The following is a 21,542-nucleotide window of genomic DNA, read 5'->3' on the forward strand; positions in this document are numbered from 1 at the left end:
TAGAGAGTTAATAACAGAAGCATGATGAACAACAGCCAAACTTTGGTGATAAAACTAGGAACAAGTGTATTAACAGGTGGCTCGCTTTGTCTAAATCAGGCGCGTATTGTTGAATTAGTGCGCCAATGTGCACAGCAGTATGAAAAAGGTCACCACATTGTCATTGTCACTTCGGGCGCAATTACTGCGGGCCGAGCCCATTTAGGTTATCCAACTTTACCTGAGACAATTGCCTCAAAACAATTGCTCGCGGCGGTTGGGCAAAGTCATCTGATCCAACTTTGGGAACGATTGTTTTCAATTTATGGTATTCATATTGGTCAGATGTTATTAACTCGGGCGGACATTGAAGATCGAGAACGTTTTTTAAATGCACGGGATACATTACAAGCGTTACTAGATAACCGTATTATTCCGGTTATCAATGAAAACGATGCCGTTGCGACGGCCGAAATTAAAGTTGGTGATAATGATAATTTATCGGCATTGGTTGCAATTTTAGCTGATGCGGATAAGTTACTATTATTAACGGATATTGACGGACTACATACAGCAGACCCTCGGCACAATCCAAATGCACAATTGATCACTGAAGTTCATGATATTAATGATGAACTAAGATGCATTGCAGGTGATAGTGTGAGCGGTTTAGGTACCGGTGGAATGGCAACAAAATTGCAAGCCGCAGGCATAGCTGGTCGAGCGGGAATAGAAGTCATTATTGCCGCCGGTGATAAGCATAATGTGATTGCAAATGTGCTCGAAGGTCAACCGGTAGGAACAAAATTTCATCGCTTAAAAACGCCAATGGAAAACCGAAAACGGTGGATTTTTGGTGCACCTTTGGCGGGTGAAATTGTTGTTGATGAGGGAGCTGCTTTGGCAATCCAACAAAAAGGCAGCTCATTATTACCAAAAGGTATAAAGAAAATTAGTGGTAATTTTTCGCGCGGCGATGTTGTGCGTATTCTTAATTTATTAGGTAACGACTTAGCTCATGGTGTGACTCATTATAATAGCGATGCTTTACGTTTAATCGCAGGGCATCATTCGCAAGAAATTAATCAAATTTTGGGTTATGAATATGGTGCTGTTGCCGTTCACCGGGACGATATGATAGTGAGTAAATGATGTTGGAAGAAATAGGCAAAGCGGCTAAAAAAGCTTCATGGTACCTGGCAGGGCTAAACACAAAACAGAAAAATAATATCTTAATGGGTATAGCAGATTGCCTGCAACAACAGAGTGATGCAATTTTAGCCGCTAATGCTCAAGATATGGTGTCAGCAAAAGTTAACCATATGGGTGCTGCTATGCAAGACAGATTATTGCTAACTGTCGAGCGATTAGCTGCCATTGCAAATGATGTAAGAAAGGTATGTCAATTAGCTGATCCAGTTGGACGTATCCTCGATGGCGGTTTATTAGAAAACGGCTTAAATATACAACGGCGATGTGTCCCACTGGGCGTGATTGGCGTTATTTATGAAGCGCGGCCGAATGTAACGATCGATGTTGCTTCGTTATGTTTGAAAACAGGTAATGCGGTAATTTTACGTGGTGGGAAAGAAACATCACAGACTAATCAAGCAATCGTTAAAGTTATTAAGCAAGCGTTGCAACAAAATGCTATTCCGCAGGCAGCAGTTCAGTCTATTGACGACCCAGATAGAAAATTAGTAACACAATTACTGAAAATGGATCGTTATGTAGATATGTTGATCCCGCGTGGTGGTGCAGGGTTACATAAGCTATGCCGTGAACAATCGACTATTCCAGTGATTACTGGCGGTATTGGTGTCTGTCATATTTATGTCGATCAACATATTGATTTTGACAAAGCACTTCCACTCATTGTGAATGCTAAGGTGCAGCGTCCAAGTGCCTGTAATTCATTAGAAACTTTATTAGTTCATAAAAGTATTGCGGCTACATTTCTACCGCTTCTGGCTGAGAAAATGGCTGAGCAAAATGTGACACTCCATGCCAGTCGGCATGCAATGTCCTATTTAAAATCGAGCCCAGCAAGCGTTGTTGAAGTAATGGAGGAGAATTACCGTGATGAATGGTTATCGCTTGATGTTAACGTCAAAATTGTCAATGATATTGATGCCGCGATTAACCACATCCGGGATTATGGAACGGCCCATTCTGATGCTATTTTGACCCAATCAATTCAACAAGCAGATTATTTTGTTCAGCGTGTCGATTCTGCGGCTGTTTATGTTAATGCAAGTACACGATTTACTGATGGTGGACAATTTGGATTGGGTGCGGAGGTTGCGGTAAGTACGCAAAAACTCCATGCACGAGGCCCAATGGGATTAGATGCATTAACAACCTATAAATGGATTGGTTATGGCGATAATTTAACGCGTTCTTGAGTTATTACTTCACGATTTTTTGAGCCACACTGTTGTTGTGTGGCTTTATTTTAATCGTGTTAATTTAGGATTTTTACTTTTGTAAATTTTAAATCGTGCTTGTAAGCTGACATATATATTCTGACTAATTAAATAAATTATCGATTAGGACAACTTGACATGCTTTATCTTATTGGACCAAGAGGTGCAGGGAAGACAACAGTAGGAAGAACGTTAGCTGAATCTAGGATGTGTCATTTTTTTGATACCGATTCGTTAGTTAAACAGAATGCTAAAATAAGTATTGCTGAGATAGTTGAACGAGATGGTTGGCCTCGCTTTCGTGACTTGGAATCCAGTGTTTTGCGATCAATACAACAACCAAATTCAGTGATATCAACGGGTGGCGGGATTATTTTACTAAAAGAAAATCGTGATTTTATGAAAAAAAATGGCTGTATTATTTATTTACAAGCGCCATCGGAAGTATTAATTAACCGTTTGTCTGTTGATCCTGAAACTTCGCAACGACCGACATTAACAGGTAAACCCTTAGCAGAAGAAATAGTTGAAGTCATGAAAGAAAGAGAAAGCTACTATTTAGATACCGCTGATTACATTATTGATGCCGCTTTACCTACGACAAAAATTGTTTACCAAATAGACCGCTTTTTGCAAAACGATAAAAAATACTTTGTATGATCTCAATTTTGCTATGTAACGCCTCTTTGGTGATAGATGTACTCTAAAATGATCAATAACATTAAGGAGTAAGGAAAGAGATATGCTGATAAAATTATTGCGCGCAATATTCCAGTTTTTTTTCCGTGTAACAGTGGTTGGTGAAATAAAACTTAAAAAATATGAGCGATGTTTAATAACACCTAATCATGTCTCTTTTCTAGATGGGATTCTGCTCGCTCTCTTCTTACCTATTCGCCCTCTTTTTGCTGTTTATTCATCTATCGGTACCCCACGCTTTATTAAATTATTAAAGCCCTATGCCGATGTTGTTCCGCTAGATCCTGCTAACCCGATGGCTATTCGAACTTTAGTTAGAGAAATAGAAAAAGGGCGCCCGATCGTCATTTTTCCTGAAGGAAGAATTAGCGTTCATGGCTCGTTGATGAAAATTTATGATGGTGCTGCGTTTGTGGCGGCAAAAACTGGCGCTAAAATTGTTCCTATTAGAATTGATGGGCCTGAATTAAGTTATTTCAGTCGATTAAAAGGGATTTTTAAGCTCAAATGTTTTCCTAAAATGACACTAACGATTTTACCAGCAACAAAAATCACCATGCCTGAGGCGAAACGAGCAGCAGAGCGTCGTCGGCTGGCGGGGGCACAACTTTATAAGATTATGAAAGAAGCTCGGTTGCATAATCGCCCCCAGCAAACATTGATGGAAGCTTATTTTGATGCGATGAAACGTTTTGGTCGTTTTACTGCTTGTATCGAAGATATTAGTTTTAAAGAAGACAGTTATCAAAGTTTTCTCAAGAAAATCTTAGCGGTTGGGCGTATTATTGAACGTTATACCAAACAGCATGAACATATCGGCTTACTTTTATCAAATGCAACAATGACGGCGGCGACAATTTTTGGATCAATATTGCGTGGTCGGATCCCTGCCATGATGAATTATACTGCTGGGAGCAATGGGTTAAAAAATGCCATCAAAGCGGCATCCATTAAAACCATTTTTAGTTCTCGTCAGTTTATTGAAAAAGGTAAGCTGTCGCATTTGCCTGAACAGGTTACTGAAGTTAATTGGATTTATTTAGAAGATCTGCAAGACTCCCTGACTTGGCAAGATAAAAAATGGATCCTCTATCACTTACTATTGCCCAAAAAAGCGCTTATACCAGCAAAACCGGATGATGCGGCATTGATCCTTTTTACCTCGGGCTCGGAAGGAACGCCTAAAGGGGTAGTACATAGCCATACCAGTTTATTGGCTAATGTAGAGCAAGTTAAAACAGTGGCTGATTTTACGCCTAAAGATCGCTTTATGTCCGCTTTACCTCTTTTCCATGCTTTTGGGCTGACGGTAGGTTTATTTATTCCTATTTTTTCCGGTAGTCGTGTATTGCTTTATCCTAGTCCACTGCATTATCGGGTGATCCCAGAGTTGGTCTATGAAAAAAATTGCACGGTACTTTTCGCTACTCCTACTTTTCTAGCACATTATGCTCGTTTTGCCCATCCTTACGATTTTGCGCGCGTGCGTTATGTTGTTGCCGGAGCTGAAAAACTTATTGAAAGCACAAAAAAAGTTTGGTTCGACAAATTTGGCATCCGAATACTTGAAGGTTATGGTGTAACTGAATGTGCTCCTATTGTATCCATTAACGTTCCGATGGCAGCTAAAGTTGATACTGTTGGTCAAATTTTACCTGGTATAGAAACCAGACTACTGCCGGTACCAGGTATTAAGCAAGCCGGCCGTTTACAGTTACGTGGCCCAAATGTCATGAAAGGCTATTTACGCGTTGAAGATCCTAATCGTTTAGAGTTGCCTCATGCAGAAAATAGTCAAGGAGAGAATGAGAAGGGATGGTATGATACCGGTGATATTGTTGAATTTGATAGTGACGATTATTGTGTCATTCGCGGTAGAGCTAAACGTTTTGCAAAACTAGCGGGCGAAATGGTTTCACTAGAAACCGTCGAGCATCTTGTTGGCAGTATATCACCTCATGCTCAGCATGGCGTCGTGATCAAAACTACCGATAATAAAGGTGAAAGTCTGATCTTATATACCAGCGATAATACATTAGATCGTCGTCGATTATTGGCGGCGGCGAAAGAAAAAGGATTACCTGAATTAGCGGTACCCAGAGATATTCGCTACCTAAAAACATTTCCTTTACTTGGCAGTGGAAAACCTGATTTTGTGGCGTTAAAAAAAATCGCGGAAGAGAAATCTTGATGAATGATTCGATAATATCACCGTCGCTATTAACTAGAGGGATGAAAGCGCTACTTTTATCTCAATTTTTTTCTGCTTTTGCTGATAATGCCCTATTATTTATTATTTTAGCGCAACTCAAAGCCGCGCTTTATCCCGATTGGAGTCAACCTATCTTACAAGTGGTGTTTGTTTTTACTTATATTATATTAGCGCCTTTTGTGGGGCAAATAGCCGATTGTTTTGCTAAAGGTCGAGTCATGCTATTGGCTAATATTAGTAAATTGATTGGGGCGGTCGGCATTCTGTTCGGATTAGATCCTTTTCTCTGCTATGGTTTAGTTGGCATTGGTGCTGCAGCTTACTCACCAGCAAAATATGGCATCTTAGGTGAGATCACAACGGGCAATAATTTAGTCAAGGCGAATGGTTATATTGAAGCTTCGACGATAGCGGCTATTTTATTTGGTTCTGTTGCGGGCGGTTTTTTTTCCGATATTAATCTGTTATTTGCTTTAGCAATGTGTGTACTGTTTTATGCAACTGCTGTGGTGATTAATTTATATATTCCTCAATTAATGCCGGCTAAAAGCAAGCAAAAGTGGATTTTTTGCCAGTTAATTTTGAATTTTATCTGTCTATTTAAAACACTTTGGCGTGATAATGAAGGACGATTTTCTTTAATTGGTACCAGTCTTTTTTGGGGCGCCGGTGTAACACTACGTTTTTTATTAGTGCTCTGGGTGCCAATAGCACTTAATATTACCGATAATACGACACCCACATTGCTTAATGGCGTGGTGGCAATTGGTATCATCATAGGCGCCGGATTGGCGGCACATGTTTTTACACTTAATAAAGTTAGTCGGTGTATGCCGGTAGGGATCTTTGTTGGTGTGATAATTATTATTTTGTCAATGCAACAACATCTTTTATCTACTTATTTGATCCTTATTATATTAGGTGTCCTAGGTGGTTTATATATAGTTCCGCTTAATGCTCTGCTACAAGAAAAAGGTAAACAGACGATTGGTGCGGGTAATGCTGTCGCTATCCAGAATTTAAGTGAAAATACCACCATGCTAATTATTTTAGGGTTTTATTCATTAGCGCTTAAAGCAGGTATTTCTATTATTACTGTAGGAATAGTGTTTGGTACAACCTTTGCGATAGCAATCGGAAGCCTGTGGATTTGGTATCTATATCGCAAGATGTATGAAAAAGGAAAATAGCTAAAATGAATAGTGAGCAGTTGCTCTATGAATTAAGTAATAATTTGGCTAATAGCTTAAAGAAACAGGGTAAAACAATAACCTGTGCAGAGTCATGTACAGGCGGATGGATTGCTAAAGTCATTACTGATATTTCAGGTAGTTCTGCCTATTTTCAGCGAGGTTTTGTTACATATAGCAATGAAGCTAAGCATGATATGCTAGGTGTGAGTAAAAACACCTTGCATAAATATGGTGCCGTTAGTGAACAAGTTGTCATAGAGATGGCAGAAAGAGCGTTAGCTCGAGCGAATGCTGATTTTGCGGTTTCAGTTAGCGGTATTGCCGGCCCTGATGGCGGTACTGAGGTAAAACCGGTTGGTACAGTTTGGTTTGGTTTTGCTAGCAAGACTCTTTCTATCGCTAGGGTGGTAACCCGTTGCTGCTTGTTTAAAGGCGATCGTATTCAGATCCGACGCCAAGCTGTGGTATTTTCGTTGACTACATTAATGAAAGAAATAATCAAAAATTAACTTGATACTGGATGGTTATACAGTATAATTATCAACAACCGATATCTAATCGTCTTATCTGCAGTGAAGTATTATCTTCACTTCATTGCTCGGGGGAGTTAAACAATGGCTATTGATGAAAACAAACAGAAAGCACTTGCTGCCGCATTGGGTCAAATTGAAAAGCAATTTGGTAAAGGATCAATTATGCGCTTAGGTGAAGATCGTTCTATGGATGTAGAAACTATCTCTACCGGTTCATTATCTCTTGATGTTGCCTTAGGTGCAGGAGGCTTGCCATTAGGTCGTATTGTTGAAATTTATGGCCCAGAATCTTCCGGTAAGACCACGTTAACATTACAGGTCATTGCTGCAGCTCAACGTGAAGGTAAGACTTGTGCTTTTATTGACGCAGAACACGCTTTAGATCCTATTTATGCCAAAAAACTTGGCGTTGATATTGATAATTTACTTTGCTCACAGCCGGATACGGGTGAACAAGCACTGGAGATTTGTGATGCTTTAACACGGTCTGGGGCGGTAGATGTTATTATTGTTGATTCTGTAGCGGCTTTAACACCAAAAGCTGAAATTGAAGGTGAAATTGGTGATTCACATATGGGATTAGCTGCTCGTATGATGAGTCAAGCGATGCGTAAGTTAGCCGGAAATTTAAAAAATTCTAATACGCTATTAATTTTTATTAATCAAATCCGAATGAAAATTGGCGTTATGTTTGGCAATCCTGAAACAACAACCGGTGGAAATGCGTTAAAATTTTATGCTTCAGTGCGCCTTGATATCCGACGTATTGGTTCCGTCAAAAATGGTGAAGAAGTTATTGGTAGCGAAACGCGCGTTAAAGTAGTAAAAAATAAGGTTGCGGCTCCTTTTAAACAAGCAGAGTTTCAAATCCTGTATGGAGAGGGGATTAACATCTATAGTGAACTTATCGATCTAGGTGTGAAATATAAATTGATTGAAAAAGCGGGGGCTTGGTATAGCTATAATGGTGAGAAGATAGGTCAAGGCAAAGCAAATGCGACAGTCTATTTGAAAGAACGCCCGAAAATTTATACTGAATTAGATAAAAAATTACGCGCTATGTTGCTTAATCATGCTGGTGAATTTAGTAGTGCTGCTTCTGATTTTGTAACAGAAGCGGTAGAGGAAACTTCATTACCAGAAGAATTTTAACTTAATAAATAAAATTGATTAAATCTATGGGCTATATTCGATTTGGATATAGCCTTTTGCTTATTATAAATTAGTTATTAATATAAGTTAGATTAAATTATGATTTGAAACGCACTTTAATAAAATAGCCTCAGGATTTACAATATTATTAGCAATTAATGGATATGATTGGTTCATTTTTTACAAAAAGTGCTTTGTTTTATTATATATAGTAAATTGTTATTATTGGCTTAATATATACAGGCGCAGTTTTTGATTAACTTGTGTTAGACTTATACTATCTTTTTTCTCAATCTTCTATTTAGCTAATAACTAATAGCTTATACGTAATTTAAACTAAGTGAAATTAGCCACTCGGGTTATCTATTGGAAGTTGTTTTACTAAAGGTAGATGGAGATAAAATTTAACAGCTTTGTTCCTATAATAGGAAAATAAATATAATGAAATAATGTTAATGTAGTGTTAGTTTCGCTGCATAATAATTAAATCTTTTTGTGTTAAACTAACCAGACTAGTCGTTGTTGTGTTAGTTAGAAAACGATATATTTAGGGAAAGGTGTACCTATAAAACCTGGACATTTGAGCGATGTATTAATACACATCAGTTAGTAGATCCTTGTCACCAATTTAGTCATAAAACAATTTAAGGATTTCTCAGGTTTGCCAGGTAAAAACGCCGCCGGTAACTTGATTGATGATAAAAAATGTTTATCACATCAAGTCATAAATCTGTTTTTCCAGCTTGATTTCAGGATAATTATGAGTAGTAAAAGCACCGCTGAGATCCGTCAAGCGTTTCTCGACTTTTTTCATACTAAAGGGCACGAAATTGTACCTAGTAGTTCATTAGTACCAAATAATGACCCGACATTATTGTTTACTAATGCAGGCATGAACCAATTTAAAGATGTATTTTTGGGATTGGATAAAAGAGCTTATTCACGAGCAACAACTGCGCAACGTTGTGTGCGTGCAGGAGGCAAACATAATGATTTAGAGAATGTTGGTTATACTGCCCGCCATCATACTTTTTTTGAAATGTTAGGTAACTTCAGCTTTGGTGACTATTTTAAACAGGATGCAATCAAATATGCCTGGGAACTACTGACAAGTGAGCAGTGGTTTAATTTACCAAAAGAGCGGCTTTGGGTTACCGTTTATCACACTGATGAGGAAGCTTATAATATTTGGCAGCAAGAAATTGGTATTCCGACCGAACGTATTATTCGAATAGGTGATAATAAAGGTACTCCTTATGCTTCTGACAACTTCTGGCAAATGGGGGATACCGGTCCTTGCGGTCCTTGTACAGAAATTTTTTATGATCATGGTGAACATATTTTAGGCGGACCGCCAGGTTCACCTGAAGAGGATGGTGATCGCTATATTGAAATCTGGAATATTGTTTTCATGCAATTTAACCGCCAGTCCGATGGCAGTTTAAAGGCACTTCCAACGCCTTCTGTTGATACCGGTATGGGACTTGAACGTATTGCCGCTGTATTACAACATGTTAACTCAAATTATGAGATTGATTTATTTCGTCAATTAATTGCTTCTATTGCTAAAGTGGTCGCTTTATCGGATCTGAATAATAAATCATTACGCGTCATCGCTGATCATATTCGATCAAGTGCTTTTCTTATTGGTGATGGTGTATTTCCTGCTAATGAAGGACGTGGTTATGTGTTGCGTCGGATTATTCGTCGAGCGGTCCGTCATGGATATATGCTAGGAGCGAAAGAGACCTTTTTCTATAAATTAGTTGCACCGTTGATTCAGGTAATGGGTAACGCAGCGGATGAGCTAAAATCTCACCAAGCAACGATTGAAAAAACATTGAAGAATGAAGAGGAACAGTTTGCTCGTACTTTAGCGCGTGGACTGCAACTATTAGATGAGGAATTAGCGCAATTACAAGGGGATACTTTAGCGGGTGAAATCGCATTTCGCCTCTATGATACTTATGGTTTCCCATTTGATTTAACCGCTGATGTTTGCCGTGAACGTAATATTAAGGTCGACGAGTCAGGTTTTAATGAGGCGATGGAGCAGCAAAGATATCGAGCTCGGGAGTCGAGTGGCTTTGCGACCGATTATAATGATGTCATTAAAGTAGATAGTCATAGTGATTTTTCAGGCTATGAAAATAACAACCAACAAGCTACAGTAACAGCTATTTTTCATCATGGTAAGCCTGTCAATGTATTAAACCAAGGTGAAGAAGGAATCATTATTCTGGATAAAACCTCTTTTTATGCTGAGTCAGGTGGTCAGGTTGGTGATAGCGGCATACTTAGCAATAGCCATGGACAATTTGCTGTTTCTGACACACAAAAATACGTCCAAGCAATTGGACATATTGGTAAGGTGATAACTGGCTCAATAACGGTAAATAATTCAATTGAAGCAAAAATTGACATTGAACGTCGTAATGCTATTCGTCTCAATCACTCTGCTACCCATTTGTTGCATGCGGCTTTGCGTGATGTATTGGGAGAGCATGTTAGCCAAAAAGGATCTTTAGTGAATGAGAAATATTTACGGTTTGATTTTTCTCATTTTGCCGCAATGACGCCTAAGCAAATACGCCAAATTGAAGATATCGTAAATTGTCAAATTCGTAAAAATGACCCTATTATAACGACATTAATGGATTTAGAGACGGCAAAAGAAAAAGGCGCGATGGCGCTTTTTGGTGAAAAATATGATTCCAAGGTACGTGTTCTTAGTATCGGGGATTTTTCTATTGAGTTGTGCGGCGGTACTCATGCCAATCGGACAGGCGATATAGGATTATTTCGCATTAGCAGCGAATCAGGTACGGCAGCTGGAATTCGTCGGATCGAAGCAATAACCGGTCAAGCTGCTATAGATGACCTTCACCAGCAATCCCAGGTATTGGCAGAGATTGGTCAATTAATGAAAGGTGATGCTAATAGTCTAATGGAAAAAATTAAAGCGACATTAGATAAAGTTAAGCTATTAGAAAGGTCGTTAAATCAACTGAAAGGGCAACAAGCAGCTCAAGAAAGCGTTTCTTTAAGTCAACAAGTTAAAAAAATTAACGGAGTAAATTTATTAGTTACTCAATTAAATAACACTGAGCCTAAACAGCTACGCATCATTGTTGATGACTTAAAAAATCAATTAAAATCAGCAATTATTGTGCTTTCTACTATAAGTAATGATAAAGTCAGTCTAATTGTTGGTGTAACCAATGATTTGACTGCTAAAATAAAGGCTGGTGATTTAATTTCATTTGTTGCGCAGCAAGTAGGCGGAAAAGGGGGTGGTCGCCCTGACATGGCTCAGGCCGGCGGCTCTAATATAACAGCACTTCCTGCTGCATTAGCATCAGTTGAAGAGTGGGTTAATTCACACTTGATATGAGTTAACCATGAAGGTTGCATAACTTAATTATGCAACCTTTAACGGATTGTTTTTAAATGACCTAAGTACAAAATTATATTTTTAGCTACAATATTAGTATGATGATTGCTTTAGGTTAAATACTTTAGGTGAATATCATTGCTTTACGTTTTCACGGTGTGTGATGGATAATAGCGGGGAAACCTAGAGACCCGACTCTTTTTAATTTTCAAGGAGCAAAGAATGCTTATTCTGACTCGTCGAGTTGGTGAAACGCTCATGATAGGCGATGAGGTAACAGTAACGGTGCTGGGTGTAAAAGGCAACCAGGTACGTATAGGGGTTAATGCACCCAAAGAGGTTTCTGTTCACCGTGAAGAAATTTATCAACGGATCCAAGCTGAAAAAAGCCAGCCCAATAATCAGTAATTTTTAGTAAAGCGTTCATTCTTAGGTATATGTTAATTATATTTATGGAATGAGCGCTGTTTCTTATTGCCGTCTATTTTATGACTGTATTTTTTCAAGCTTTGTATCCTATAAAATCAATTACATAGATTGTAAAAAATGTCTTTTTCTAGTATTTTTTTACATTTATTAATAAACACTGGATTTTAATTGTTAGATGCCAACACATTTTAAAATGCTTATAAATAAATGATTAAGTTATTAGCTAACATAAGTTTATAAAAAGGAAATGCTTAGGTTAACTATTCTACTCTGGAATAGTTTCTTTTATTGAAGGATAAGAACTTACTTTTTATCTGTTTTTTTCTGTTAATCTTCCAACTTCGACGTTTTTATTGGTGAACATAAAATGCCATATTGTTTTATTTCGTTGTTAAACTACTCATCTTGATTGTGAAATGTGCAAACGAACTAAAGAACGTAAAAAGATTGGAAAAATTGTTTGACTTCTAAGTCTGGGAAAGTAATATGAGCGCCACGCAACAGAGAGAGGGTTCAATATTGTCTCGTTGCTATTCGATGGTGAGGTGGCCGAGAGGCTGAAGGCGCTCCCCTGCTAAGGGAGTATGCGGTTAATAGCTGCATCGAGGGTTCGAATCCCTCCCTCACCGCCATTTTGATAGTGCATCCATAGCTCAGCTGGATAGAGTACTCGGCTACGAACCGAGCGGTCGGAGGTTCGAATCCTTCTGGATGCGCCATTAATTTTAGAATAAAGAATATTGTTTATTAAGGATAACTAGCGTATCTTTAATAATAGCAAAACAAAAATTGCATCCATAGCTCAGCTGGATAGAGTACTCGGCTACGAACCGAGCGGTCGGAGGTTCGAATCCTTCTGGATGCGCCATATAATAAAACCCTGTCAATCAACGACAGGGTTTTTTGTTTTATAATTAAAACGTGTTTATTAATAAAATATACCTATTACTTTAGTCATTTGGTCTAAATGATCTAGACGGCGACAATTCTAGTTATTTACGCTAAAGTAACTTTTCTAAAAGTAAAAATAACGAACGGATAACGGGAGGTCGATTTGATCCCGAATGTATCAAAAGCGCTATCATGGTTAGAGGCACGGCCTAATATTTTACAGGGTCTTCGTCGAGGTATTGAACGTGAAACATTGAGAATTACGCCAACAGGCGATTTGGCTAAGTCTCCACACCCTGATAGTTTAGGGAAAGCGTTAACTCATCCATGGATCACGACTGACTTCGCTGAAGCTTTGTTGGAATTCATCACCCCGGTTGATAATAATATTGGGCACGTTTTGGCATTTTTAAGAGATCTACATCGTTATACAGCACGTCATCTTGATCATGAATTGATGTGGCCATTGAGTATGCCTTGTTTTATAGAGCGCCAAGATAACATTAAACTTGCTCAATATGGTGTTTCTAATATTGGCCGTTTTAAAACTTTATATCGGGAAGGATTAAAGAATCGTTATGGTGCGTTAATGCAAACAATTGCAGGAATCCATTATAATTTTTCTTTACCGCTTGAATTTTGGCAAGCGTTGGTTGGAGTTAAAGATGCCGAAAGTGGTAAGGATAAAATTTCTGCTGGCTATTTTCGACTCATTCGTAATTATTACCGTTTTGGTTGGGTTATCCCCTATTTATTTGGTGCGTCGCCAGCAATTTGTGGTTCTTTTTTGCGCGGAAATGCCAGGAATCTTCCCTTTGAGAAGACAGCGAAAGGAACCTACTATCTACCTTATGCCACATCGCTACGAATGAGTGATTTGGGATATACCAACAAATCCCAAAGTGATCTGAAAATTACCTTTAATGATCTATCGACTTATGTTGCTGGCCTTAAACAAGCGATAAAACAGCCATCGCCCGAGTTTACAAAATTAGGGATATACAATAAAGATGGCAAACATTTGCAGCTGAATACCAATATTTTACAAATTGAAAATGAATTATATGCGCCTATTCGTCCCAAACGAGTACTTATTGGTGATGAGTCGCCATCCGATGCACTGTTAAAAAGAGGAATCGAATATATTGAAGTTAGAGCTTTGGATATTAACCCATTTACTGCCATTGGTATTGATGAAGCTCAGATCCATTTTCTTGATCTTTTTTTAATCTGGTGTGTGTTAGCAGATGCACCCATGATGGATGAAAAAGAGTTGAATTGTTGCCGAACGAATTGGAATAGAGTGATCCTTGAAGGTCGTAAACCTGGACAAATAATCGGTGTTGGTTGCGGTGAATCAATGAGGCCTTTAAAAGAGGTAGGGCAGATATTATTTGATGATTTAATTAGAGTTGCTGATGTGTTAGATGTTAGCGGTAATACCCGATATCGTGAAATTTGTTCTCAATTAATAGCAATGTTTGAAAATCCAGAGCTTACTTATTCTGGCCAAATATTATCCCCAATGATTGAACAAAGTATTAGTCAATATGGCTTACAGTTAGCCAAAAGCTATTATCAGCAATTAAGCAATGAATCTTATGAAGTGATAACGGCTACTGAATTTACTGATGTTCGTCACGCCTCAGTTCGCAAACAATCAGCACTTGAACAAGCAGATAAAATAAGTTTTGAGCGCTACTGGCAGAAACATGCAGGGTGAGAATAAAAGAAAATGGCCACTTTAAAGTGGCCAAAATAAAATCTCTTAGAGAATAGGATGATAACAATTTTCGCGTCTTGCCTAAGTAAGACTTGCAATATGATGGGAAGTTCCATTTATTTTGTAAAAAAATAATTTTTTGGAGGCTGCAGTAATGCCACTACTTGATAGTTTTATCTGATGCGCCGTAAAACCCCGTCCTTAGGGCGGGGATATAAGGCGCGGTTTTCAAACTAACCAGGTGTTTGCTGTTGCTCAATGTACTGTCGGATAATAGATATCGGTGCGCCGCCACAACTCCCTGCAAAATAACTTGGTGCCCATAGAACTCCTTTGTAGTAATAACGTTGTGCTATATCAGAGCGATCCCGTCGAAGTAATCGACTCGACACCCCTTTGAGACTGTTAACCAGATTAGATATCGCCAATTTTGGGGGGTAATTAATCAGTAAGTGAACGTGATCATTCTCGCCATCCATCTCAACCAGTTCAACATCAAAATCGACGCATACACTGGCGAAATATCCTCTCAGTTTTTCTATAGCATCCTGATCAAATATTTTTCGCCTGTATTTTGTGACAAAGACCAAATGGACGTGCATCAGGAATACACAATGTCTGCCACGGCGAATATCGGTTTCTTTTTTCATAGACCAAAGTATAATAGATAAAATGAAACGCCTACAAGCCTTTAAATTCCAGTTAAGACCAAATGGTCAGCAGGAGCGTGAGATGAGACGCTTCGCTGGGGCTTATCGTTTTGTTTTCAATCGGGCGTTAAAGCTTCAAAACGAGAATCACGAAGCAGGAAACAAATACATTCCTTACACAAAGATGGCTTCCTGGCTCATTGAGTGGAAATCTGACATAGAGACACAATGGCTGAAAGAAGCGCCATCACAGCCGTTACAACAATCACTTAAAGATTTGGAACGGGCTTACAAGAATTTCTTCCAGAAGCGAGCCGCTTTTCCCCGTTTCAAAAAACGCGGTCAAAATGACGCTTTTCGCTACCCGCAGGGTGTGAAGCTCGAACAGAAGAACAGCCGTGTTTTTCTCCCTAAACTCGGTTGGATATGCTATCGCCATAGTCGTGAGGTTGTAGGAACGGTGAAGAATGTCACTATCAGCCAGTCATGTGGTAAATGGTACGCCAGTATCCAGACGGAATACGAAGTGGCTGCTCCTGTTCACAATGCAGAGTCGATGGTAGGACTGGATGCCGGAGTAACGAAACTCGCCACACTTTCAGATGGCACGGTATATCAGCCCGTCAATAGTTTTAAAGCAAGCCAGCGCAAGCTAGCAATGCTCCAACGACAATTAAGCCGCAAAGAAAAGTTCAGTGCAAACTGGCAGAAACAGAAACGAAAAATCCAGCGTCTTCACTCGCACATTGCTAATATCCGGCGCGATTACCTTCACAAAGTCACCAGTGAAATCAGCAAAAACCACGCGATGATCGTCATTGAGGAATTGAAGGTCTGTAATATGTCAAAATCGGCAAAAGGTACCGCAGAGCAGCAAGGGCGAAACGTCAAAGCTAAATCTGGCTTGAACCGTTCGATACTGGATCAGGGCTGGTACGAAATGCGCCGTCAGCTTGAATACAAGCAGCTTTGGCGCGGCGGTCAGGTGCTGGCAATACCGCCTACCTATACCAGTCAGCGGTGTGCGTGCTGTGGTCATACAGCAAAAGAAAATCGCCAGTCACAAAGTAAATTTGAATGCCTCGAATGCGGATATACCGAAAACGCGGATATCAATGGGGCGCGTAACATTTTAGCGGCAGGACATGCCGTGCTTGCCTGTGGAGGGAGGGTGCAGTCAAACCGCCCGTTGAAGCAGGAACCCACCGAGGCGAATCAGACTTCACTCTGAACGCGGGAGGAATCCACGTCCTTTAGGGGGTGGAGGATGTCAAGCGTGATCACCTTAATAATAGCGATATAGAGATTATTGATATCTCACCGATGGGTTGTCGTACAGGATTTTATATGAGTTTAATCGGCCAGCCTAATGAGCAATGTGTTGCTGATGCTTGGAAAATGGCCATGCAAGATGTACTTAAGGTCGCGGCTCAAAATCAAATACCTGAGTTAAATAAATATCAGTGTGGTACTTATGAAATGCACTCTTTAGTTGAAGCACAGCAAATTGCTCGCAATGTGATTCAAAGTGGCATTGTTGTTAATAAAAATAGCGAACTGATGTTATCGAAAGAAAAATTAACTCAGTTATCATCATAAAATAGCCTAATAAAAAGTGGCTAAAGCGATATCTAAGATGATTTTTGTCCTGTCGTAAAGGGTAAGTCAATCGGCATTGCTCTAACTTGTTTGATCACGTTACCATTGATAGCTAATACTTCAAAACGGTACTTACCTATCAGGATTTCAGTATTTAGCATGGGAGTGTCACCCAGCTCTTCTAATAACAAACCATTGATAGTCCTAGCGCCGTCAACAGGTAAGTGCCAATTAAAAGCTTTATTGATTTCTCGTATATTAGCAGTACCATCAATTAATACAGACCCATCGGTTTGTGGTAAAACTTCCTCGGCTAAACTGGGCGACATTGAGGTAGTAAAATCACCAACTATCTCTTCAAGAATATCTTCTACCGTTACCAGTCCTTGAATATCGCCATATTCATCAACAATAATCCCTACTTTTTCATTATTACGTTGAAATTTTATTAGTTGTATATTTAATGGGGTACTCTCTGGAATAAAATAAATTTTATCAGCCGCTCTGATTAAGTTTTGCTTGTTAAATTCTTTCTTTTCGACCATCAGCCGATAAGCTTCACGCACTCGCAACATACCGATAATATCATCAAGGGTATCTCGGTAAAGGACAATTCGACCGTGTGGCGAGTGCGTTAATTGGCGGATAATCGATTTCCATTCGGTATTAACGTCAATCCCAACGATTTCATTGCGAGGAACCATAATGTCGCCTACGGTAACTTTTTCTAAATCTAAAATTGAGATCAACATATCCTGATTACGGCGAGAAAGTTTACTTTTGGATTCATTAACAATCGTACGCAATTCATCTTTGCTAATCGCATCGCTACTGATAATGGGTGATTTAATACCAAAGAAATGCATGAACATTAGGGTGATAGTGTTAAATAACCAAACTACGGGTAACATTAATTTCTGTAGCGGTTTAAGTAGAATACTACTAGGAAAAGCCACTTTTTCTGGATAGAGTGCCGCCATGGTTTTGGGTAACACTTCAGCAAAAACCAGGATCACAAAAGTTAAGATACCAGTAGCAATAGCAACCCCAACATCGCCGTAAAGTCTCATTCCAACGATGGTTGCTAGCGACGAGGCTAAAATATTAATCAGATTATTACCAATCAAAATAAGACTGATTAGGCGATCTGGCTGTTTTAATAATGATTCAACGCGACGAGCAGCTTGATGGCCATGTTTGGCTAAATGACGTAATCGATATCGATTAAGGGTCATCATTCCTGTTTCAGAGGCAGAAAAATAGGCTGATAAAATAATCATGACAATAAGTATGATGATTAAAGTACTGGTTGAGACTTGCTCCAAGGTAAAATTCCTATGTTGTTCATCAGTTAATTGTAAAATAATCTAAAAATTAAATGGTTACTATATGTAGTAGCAATCGATTACCAAAAAAAGCCAATGTTAAAATGAATGCGCCAATCAGATTAAAAACGATCACCCTTCTACCACGCCATCCGTGATGAAAGTGACCCCATAACAAAATAAGGTAAATTACCCAAGCACAAATGGATAAAATAGCTTTATGGATGTTTTCTTTATTAAAAACATTATCCATAAAAATCATTCCTGTCCCGAGGGTGAGGGTTAGTAAAATGACCCCAACTTGGATAATGTGAAACATTTTACGCTCAATAACCATTAATGGTGGTATATCCGGTGTAAATATTAATTTTTTATTTTTTAATTGATAATCTAATAAAGCTAATTGTAGTGCATATAACGCGGCAATAATCAGGGTTGCATAGCCTAATAATGCTAGCCCGATATGAATAAAAGTTGTCACACTTGCTTCTAGGTGGGTGATAAACTCACCAGGCATAATGGTTGCTAATAGTAAGTTGATAATAGACAAACTATAAACGATCGGTAATAGGAACCAGGCGCGGCCATTAAAGGCAACAATGGTCATAATAATACTGATTAACAAACTGACGGTAGAGCCTAAATTTAACAAGGTTAAGTTCTGACCTTCGCTAACAAAGATCAATGTTTTTAATGCGATACCATGACTTACCAGAGCAATAACCGCTAATACGAGTGTAAGCCTGGCGTAAATTTTTTGTTTACCAGCTAAACCTGGCATAATGAGTAGCACACTCAAAAAATAGGTACTAATGGCTATAATAGCGAATACTGACATAATGTTTTTATTTGTTAGCTAATTTATTAAATGTAAGTAAGTTAGTATAGCGTTTGCCAGCATTGCCTCCAACTGTTGATCACTATTCTTATGAAACTCGATGCAGAGATTGAATTATCATCGTGTTATAATAAAAAATTAACTGACAGCAGATCCCTTTAACAGAATTGAGTTAAGCACATGTTTGATAATTTAACTGACAGACTTTCGCGTACATTGCGCAATATTAGTGGCCGTGGAAGATTGACTGAAGACAATATTAAAGAAACATTACGTGAAGTTCGCATGGCTCTATTAGAAGCTGATGTTGCTTTGCCAGTTGTACGCGAATTCATTCAATCGGTAAAAGAAAGTGCAGTAGGTCAAGATGTCAATAAAAGTCTAACACCAGGCCAAGAATTCGTTAAAATTGTGCAAAATGAGCTCACTAAAGCGATGGGTGAGGAGAACAGCGCTTTAAATTTAGCCATACAACCGCCGGCCGTTATTCTTATGGCGGGCTTGCAAGGTGCGGGTAAAACCACCACTGTGGCTAAATTAGGAAAATTATTAAAAGAAAAACAGAAGAAAAAAGTTTTAGTCGTTTCTGCTGATATTTATCGTCCTGCTGCCATTAAGCAGTTAGAAACACTCACTCAAACGGTCGGAATTGATTTTTTTCCATCCACCTCAAGTGAGAAACCTGTTGAGATTGCGACTAATGCGCTACAACATGCAAAATTAAAATTTTATGATGTGCTAATCATCGATACTGCTGGGCGTCTACATGTTGATGAAGCCATGATGGAAGAAATTCAGGCGATCCATCGCGCCATTAATCCAATTGAAACCCTATTTATTGTTGATGCAATGACCGGGCAAGATGCGGCTAATACCGCTAAGTCTTTTAATGAAAGTTTGCCATTAACCGGTATCATATTAACGAAAATTGATGGTGATGCTCGTGGTGGTGCCGCATTATCAATCCGTCATATTACCGGTAAACCCATTAAATTTTTGGGAATAGGGGAGAAAATTGATGGCTTAGAACCTTTTTATCCTGACAGGATTGCCTCTCGTATCCTGGGTATGGGAGATGTTTTATCGCTGATTGAAGAGATAGAAAGTAAAGTTGACCGTGAAAAGGCGGAGAAGCTTGCTAATAAACTTAAAAAAGGGAATAGTTTTGATCTAAATGATTTTCTTGAGCAGCTTAAACAGATGCGCAATATGGGCGGTATGGCGAGTATGCTAAGTAAAATGCCAGGTATATCCCAAGTTCCTGATGCGGTTAAGTCACAAATGGATGATAATGTGTTGGTCAGAATGGAAGCGATTATTAGTTCGATGACCATTAAAGAACGACAAAAACCAGAAATTATTAAAGGATCACGCAAGAGACGCATTGCAGCCGGTTCTGGCACACAGGTACAGGATATTAACCGGCTACTGAAGCAGTTTGATGATATGCAACGCATGATGAAGAAAATGAAAAAAGGCGGATTAGCTAAGATGATGCGCGGGATGAAAGGTATGATGCCACCGGGTTTCCCTGGCGGTTAACAACTGAGCATTAAATAAACAATTCGTACTTTTGATTGCTTTTTATCTTAAAAAGAGTAGAATCTTGGGGCTTTTTATATGACAACCAGACTCTATTCCTCGATAGAGTCTGGTTGTTTTGTTAACTAATGAGGATGTTATGGTAACAATTCGTTTAGCTCGTGGTGGCGCAAAGAAGCGTCCATTTTATCAAATAGTTGTCACAGATAGCCGTAATGCACGTGATGGTCGCTTTATTGAGCGTATCGGTTTTTTTAACCCTATCGCATCAGGTAATGCGGAAGAATTGCGTTTAGATTTAGATCGTGTAGAGCATTGGGTTGGTTTAGGTGCAGCAGTTTCTGATCGTGTTTCGACACTGATCAAACAAGCAAAAAAAGCAGCTTAATTTACTACGGTGGTGGTGATGAGCAAAGAGGTTTGCCTTAAGATCCCTGTTAATCCTATTGTATTAGGAAAATTAGGCTCTGCCCATGGCATTCGTGGTTGGCTCAGAGTTTTTTCATCCACCGAATATACCGAAGATATTTTTGAGTATCAGCCTTGGTTTATTCAACGTTCTGGTCAGTGGCAACAACTGGAATTAGAAGGTTGGAAGCATCATAACCAAGATATTATCATCAAAATAAAGCATATTGATGATAGAAATGCTGCTAACTCAATGACTAATTGCGAAATTATCGTTGATTCAGCACAACTACCTGTACTTGAAGGTAATGAGTATTATTGGAAAGATCTGATTGGTTGCCAAGTCATAACTACTAAAGGTTATAGTTTGGGTTATGTTCAGGATTTAATGGAAACAGGCTCAAATGATGTGCTGGTAATTAAAGCAAATCTGAAAGATGCATTCGGTATTAAAGAACGGTTGATACCGTTTCTTGATGAGCAGGTGATCAAAAACGTTGATCTTACTACTAAGACAATTGAAGTAGATTGGGATCCTGGTTTTTAAAC

17 protein-coding genes, 3 tRNA genes and 1 pseudogene are annotated in these 21,542 nt (G+C 38.9%); 18 read left to right on the forward strand and 3 right to left on the reverse strand.

The window, feature by feature from the left end:
• Positions 1-21: 21 nt before the first annotated feature.
• The 13 genes from proB (at position 22) to gshA (ending at position 14,631) form a co-directional block, all read left to right on the forward strand.
• Positions 22-1,131 carry a glutamate 5-kinase gene (proB, locus tag QE177_RS03830; RefSeq protein WP_280551407.1) on the forward strand — a complete coding sequence of 370 codons (1,110 nt, stop codon included), beginning with the start codon at positions 22-24 and terminating at the stop codon, positions 1,129-1,131.
• Positions 1,131-2,384, forward strand: a complete 1,254-nt coding sequence (proA, locus tag QE177_RS03835; protein WP_280552207.1) for a glutamate-5-semialdehyde dehydrogenase — start codon at positions 1,131-1,133, stop codon at positions 2,382-2,384. Before proB ends, proA begins: the two co-directional genes overlap by 1 nt.
• Positions 2,385-2,543: 159 nt before the next feature.
• Positions 2,544-3,065 (forward strand): shikimate kinase AroL, encoded by a 522-nt coding sequence (gene aroL, locus QE177_RS03840; protein WP_280551408.1) that lies wholly within the window; start codon positions 2,544-2,546, stop codon positions 3,063-3,065.
• Between the two features lie 82 nt (positions 3,066-3,147).
• Complete coding sequence (aas, locus tag QE177_RS03845; RefSeq protein WP_280551409.1) at positions 3,148-5,295, forward strand: bifunctional acyl-ACP--phospholipid O-acyltransferase/long-chain-fatty-acid--ACP ligase; 2,148 nt, start codon at positions 3,148-3,150, stop codon at positions 5,293-5,295.
• On the forward strand, positions 5,295-6,506 hold the full coding sequence (gene lplT / locus QE177_RS03850) for a lysophospholipid transporter LplT (protein WP_280551410.1): 1,212 nt from the start codon (positions 5,295-5,297) through the stop codon (positions 6,504-6,506). The genes aas and lplT overlap by 1 nt, the downstream gene beginning before the upstream one ends.
• Positions 6,507-6,511: 5 nt before the next feature.
• Entirely contained in the window at positions 6,512-7,018 is a 507-nt protein-coding gene (gene pncC / locus QE177_RS03855; RefSeq protein ID WP_280551411.1) for a nicotinamide-nucleotide amidase, read from the forward strand.
• 105 nt (positions 7,019-7,123) lie between these two features.
• Positions 7,124-8,194 (forward strand): recombinase RecA, encoded by a 1,071-nt coding sequence (recA, locus tag QE177_RS03860; RefSeq protein WP_280551412.1) that lies wholly within the window; start codon positions 7,124-7,126, stop codon positions 8,192-8,194.
• Positions 8,195-8,954: 760 nt separating this feature from the next.
• Positions 8,955-11,588, forward strand: coding sequence for an alanine--tRNA ligase (gene alaS, locus QE177_RS03865; protein WP_280551413.1), 2,634 nt, complete (start codon positions 8,955-8,957; stop codon positions 11,586-11,588).
• Between the two features lie 222 nt (positions 11,589-11,810).
• On the forward strand, positions 11,811-11,996 hold the full coding sequence (gene csrA, locus QE177_RS03870; protein ID WP_026822683.1) for a carbon storage regulator CsrA: 186 nt from the start codon (positions 11,811-11,813) through the stop codon (positions 11,994-11,996).
• A 560-nt stretch (positions 11,997-12,556) separates the two neighbouring features.
• A tRNA-Ser gene (locus QE177_RS03875) sits at positions 12,557-12,649 on the forward strand.
• A gap of 10 nt (positions 12,650-12,659) precedes the next feature.
• Positions 12,660-12,736, forward strand: a tRNA-Arg gene (locus tag QE177_RS03880).
• A gap of 72 nt (positions 12,737-12,808) precedes the next feature.
• Positions 12,809-12,885 (forward strand) — tRNA-Arg (locus QE177_RS03885).
• Positions 12,886-13,071: 186 nt separating this feature from the next.
• Entirely contained in the window at positions 13,072-14,631 is a 1,560-nt protein-coding gene (gene gshA, locus QE177_RS03890) for a glutamate--cysteine ligase (RefSeq protein WP_280551414.1), read from the forward strand.
• A gap of 233 nt (positions 14,632-14,864) precedes the next feature.
• On the opposite strand, the gene tnpA is transcribed toward gshA, so the two are convergent.
• On the reverse strand, positions 14,865-15,281 hold the full coding sequence (gene tnpA / locus QE177_RS03895; protein ID WP_280551415.1) for an IS200/IS605 family transposase: 417 nt from the start codon (positions 15,279-15,281) through the stop codon (positions 14,865-14,867).
• A 22-nt stretch (positions 15,282-15,303) separates the two neighbouring features.
• Here tnpA and QE177_RS03900 point away from each other — a divergent pair, with 22 nt between their 5' ends.
• Positions 15,304-16,512 carry a transposase gene (locus tag QE177_RS03900; RefSeq protein WP_280551416.1) on the forward strand — a complete coding sequence of 403 codons (1,209 nt, stop codon included), beginning with the start codon at positions 15,304-15,306 and terminating at the stop codon, positions 16,510-16,512.
• A 44-nt stretch (positions 16,513-16,556) separates the two neighbouring features.
• Positions 16,557-16,880: pseudogene (locus QE177_RS03905) on the forward strand (S-ribosylhomocysteine lyase); the annotation flags it as partial.
• 32 nt (positions 16,881-16,912) lie between these two features.
• Here the strand turns inward: QE177_RS03905 and QE177_RS03910 are convergent.
• Both QE177_RS03910 and QE177_RS03915 read right to left on the reverse strand, forming a co-directional pair.
• Positions 16,913-18,205 carry an HlyC/CorC family transporter gene (locus QE177_RS03910; protein ID WP_280551417.1) on the reverse strand — a complete coding sequence of 431 codons (1,293 nt, stop codon included), beginning with the start codon at positions 18,203-18,205 and terminating at the stop codon, positions 16,913-16,915.
• Positions 18,206-18,254: 49 nt separating this feature from the next.
• Positions 18,255-19,043 (reverse strand): inner membrane protein YpjD, encoded by a 789-nt coding sequence (locus tag QE177_RS03915; RefSeq protein WP_280551418.1) that lies wholly within the window; start codon positions 19,041-19,043, stop codon positions 18,255-18,257.
• Between the two features lie 180 nt (positions 19,044-19,223).
• On the opposite strand from QE177_RS03915, the gene ffh reads away from it, so the two are divergent.
• The 3 genes from ffh (at position 19,224) to rimM (ending at position 21,540) form a co-directional block, all read left to right on the forward strand.
• The gene (gene ffh / locus QE177_RS03920) at positions 19,224-20,585 is read left to right on the forward strand and encodes a signal recognition particle protein (protein ID WP_280551419.1); all 1,362 of its coding nucleotides are present in this window, start codon (positions 19,224-19,226) and stop codon (positions 20,583-20,585) included.
• A gap of 139 nt (positions 20,586-20,724) precedes the next feature.
• Positions 20,725-20,973, forward strand: a complete 249-nt coding sequence (gene rpsP / locus QE177_RS03925) for a 30S ribosomal protein S16 (RefSeq protein ID WP_280551420.1) — start codon at positions 20,725-20,727, stop codon at positions 20,971-20,973.
• A gap of 18 nt (positions 20,974-20,991) precedes the next feature.
• Positions 20,992-21,540 carry a ribosome maturation factor RimM gene (gene rimM, locus QE177_RS03930; RefSeq protein ID WP_280551421.1) on the forward strand — a complete coding sequence of 183 codons (549 nt, stop codon included), beginning with the start codon at positions 20,992-20,994 and terminating at the stop codon, positions 21,538-21,540.
• The last annotated feature ends 2 nt before the right edge of the window (positions 21,541-21,542 follow it).

Source organism: Arsenophonus sp. aPb (assembly GCF_029873475.1).
In the GTDB taxonomy this organism is placed as follows: domain Bacteria; phylum Pseudomonadota; class Gammaproteobacteria; order Enterobacterales; family Enterobacteriaceae; genus Arsenophonus.

What these genes read in the sequence shown, in the direction of transcription:
- proB (WP_280551407.1), top strand. Translation starts at nt 22, where the DNA reads ATGATGAACAACAGCCAAACTTTGGTGATAAAACTAGGAACAAGTGTA.
- proA (WP_280552207.1), top strand. Translation starts at nt 1,131, where the DNA reads ATGTTGGAAGAAATAGGCAAAGCGGCTAAAAAAGCTTCATGGTACCTG.
- aroL (WP_280551408.1), top strand. Translation starts at nt 2,544, where the DNA reads ATGCTTTATCTTATTGGACCAAGAGGTGCAGGGAAGACAACAGTAGGA.
- aas (WP_280551409.1), top strand. Translation starts at nt 3,148, where the DNA reads ATGCTGATAAAATTATTGCGCGCAATATTCCAGTTTTTTTTCCGTGTA.
- lplT (WP_280551410.1), top strand. Translation starts at nt 5,295, where the DNA reads ATGAATGATTCGATAATATCACCGTCGCTATTAACTAGAGGGATGAAA.
- pncC (WP_280551411.1), top strand. Translation starts at nt 6,512, where the DNA reads ATGAATAGTGAGCAGTTGCTCTATGAATTAAGTAATAATTTGGCTAAT.
- recA (WP_280551412.1), top strand. Translation starts at nt 7,124, where the DNA reads ATGGCTATTGATGAAAACAAACAGAAAGCACTTGCTGCCGCATTGGGT.
- alaS (WP_280551413.1), top strand. Translation starts at nt 8,955, where the DNA reads ATGAGTAGTAAAAGCACCGCTGAGATCCGTCAAGCGTTTCTCGACTTT.
- csrA (WP_026822683.1), top strand. Translation starts at nt 11,811, where the DNA reads ATGCTTATTCTGACTCGTCGAGTTGGTGAAACGCTCATGATAGGCGAT.
- tnpA (WP_280551415.1), bottom strand. Translation starts at nt 15,281, where the DNA reads ATGAAAAAAGAAACCGATATTCGCCGTGGCAGACATTGTGTATTCCTG.
- QE177_RS03900 (WP_280551416.1), top strand. Translation starts at nt 15,304, where the DNA reads ATGAAACGCCTACAAGCCTTTAAATTCCAGTTAAGACCAAATGGTCAG.
- QE177_RS03915 (WP_280551418.1), bottom strand. Translation starts at nt 19,043, where the DNA reads ATGTCAGTATTCGCTATTATAGCCATTAGTACCTATTTTTTGAGTGTG.
- ffh (WP_280551419.1), top strand. Translation starts at nt 19,224, where the DNA reads ATGTTTGATAATTTAACTGACAGACTTTCGCGTACATTGCGCAATATT.
- rpsP (WP_280551420.1), top strand. Translation starts at nt 20,725, where the DNA reads ATGGTAACAATTCGTTTAGCTCGTGGTGGCGCAAAGAAGCGTCCATTT.
- rimM (WP_280551421.1), top strand. Translation starts at nt 20,992, where the DNA reads ATGAGCAAAGAGGTTTGCCTTAAGATCCCTGTTAATCCTATTGTATTA.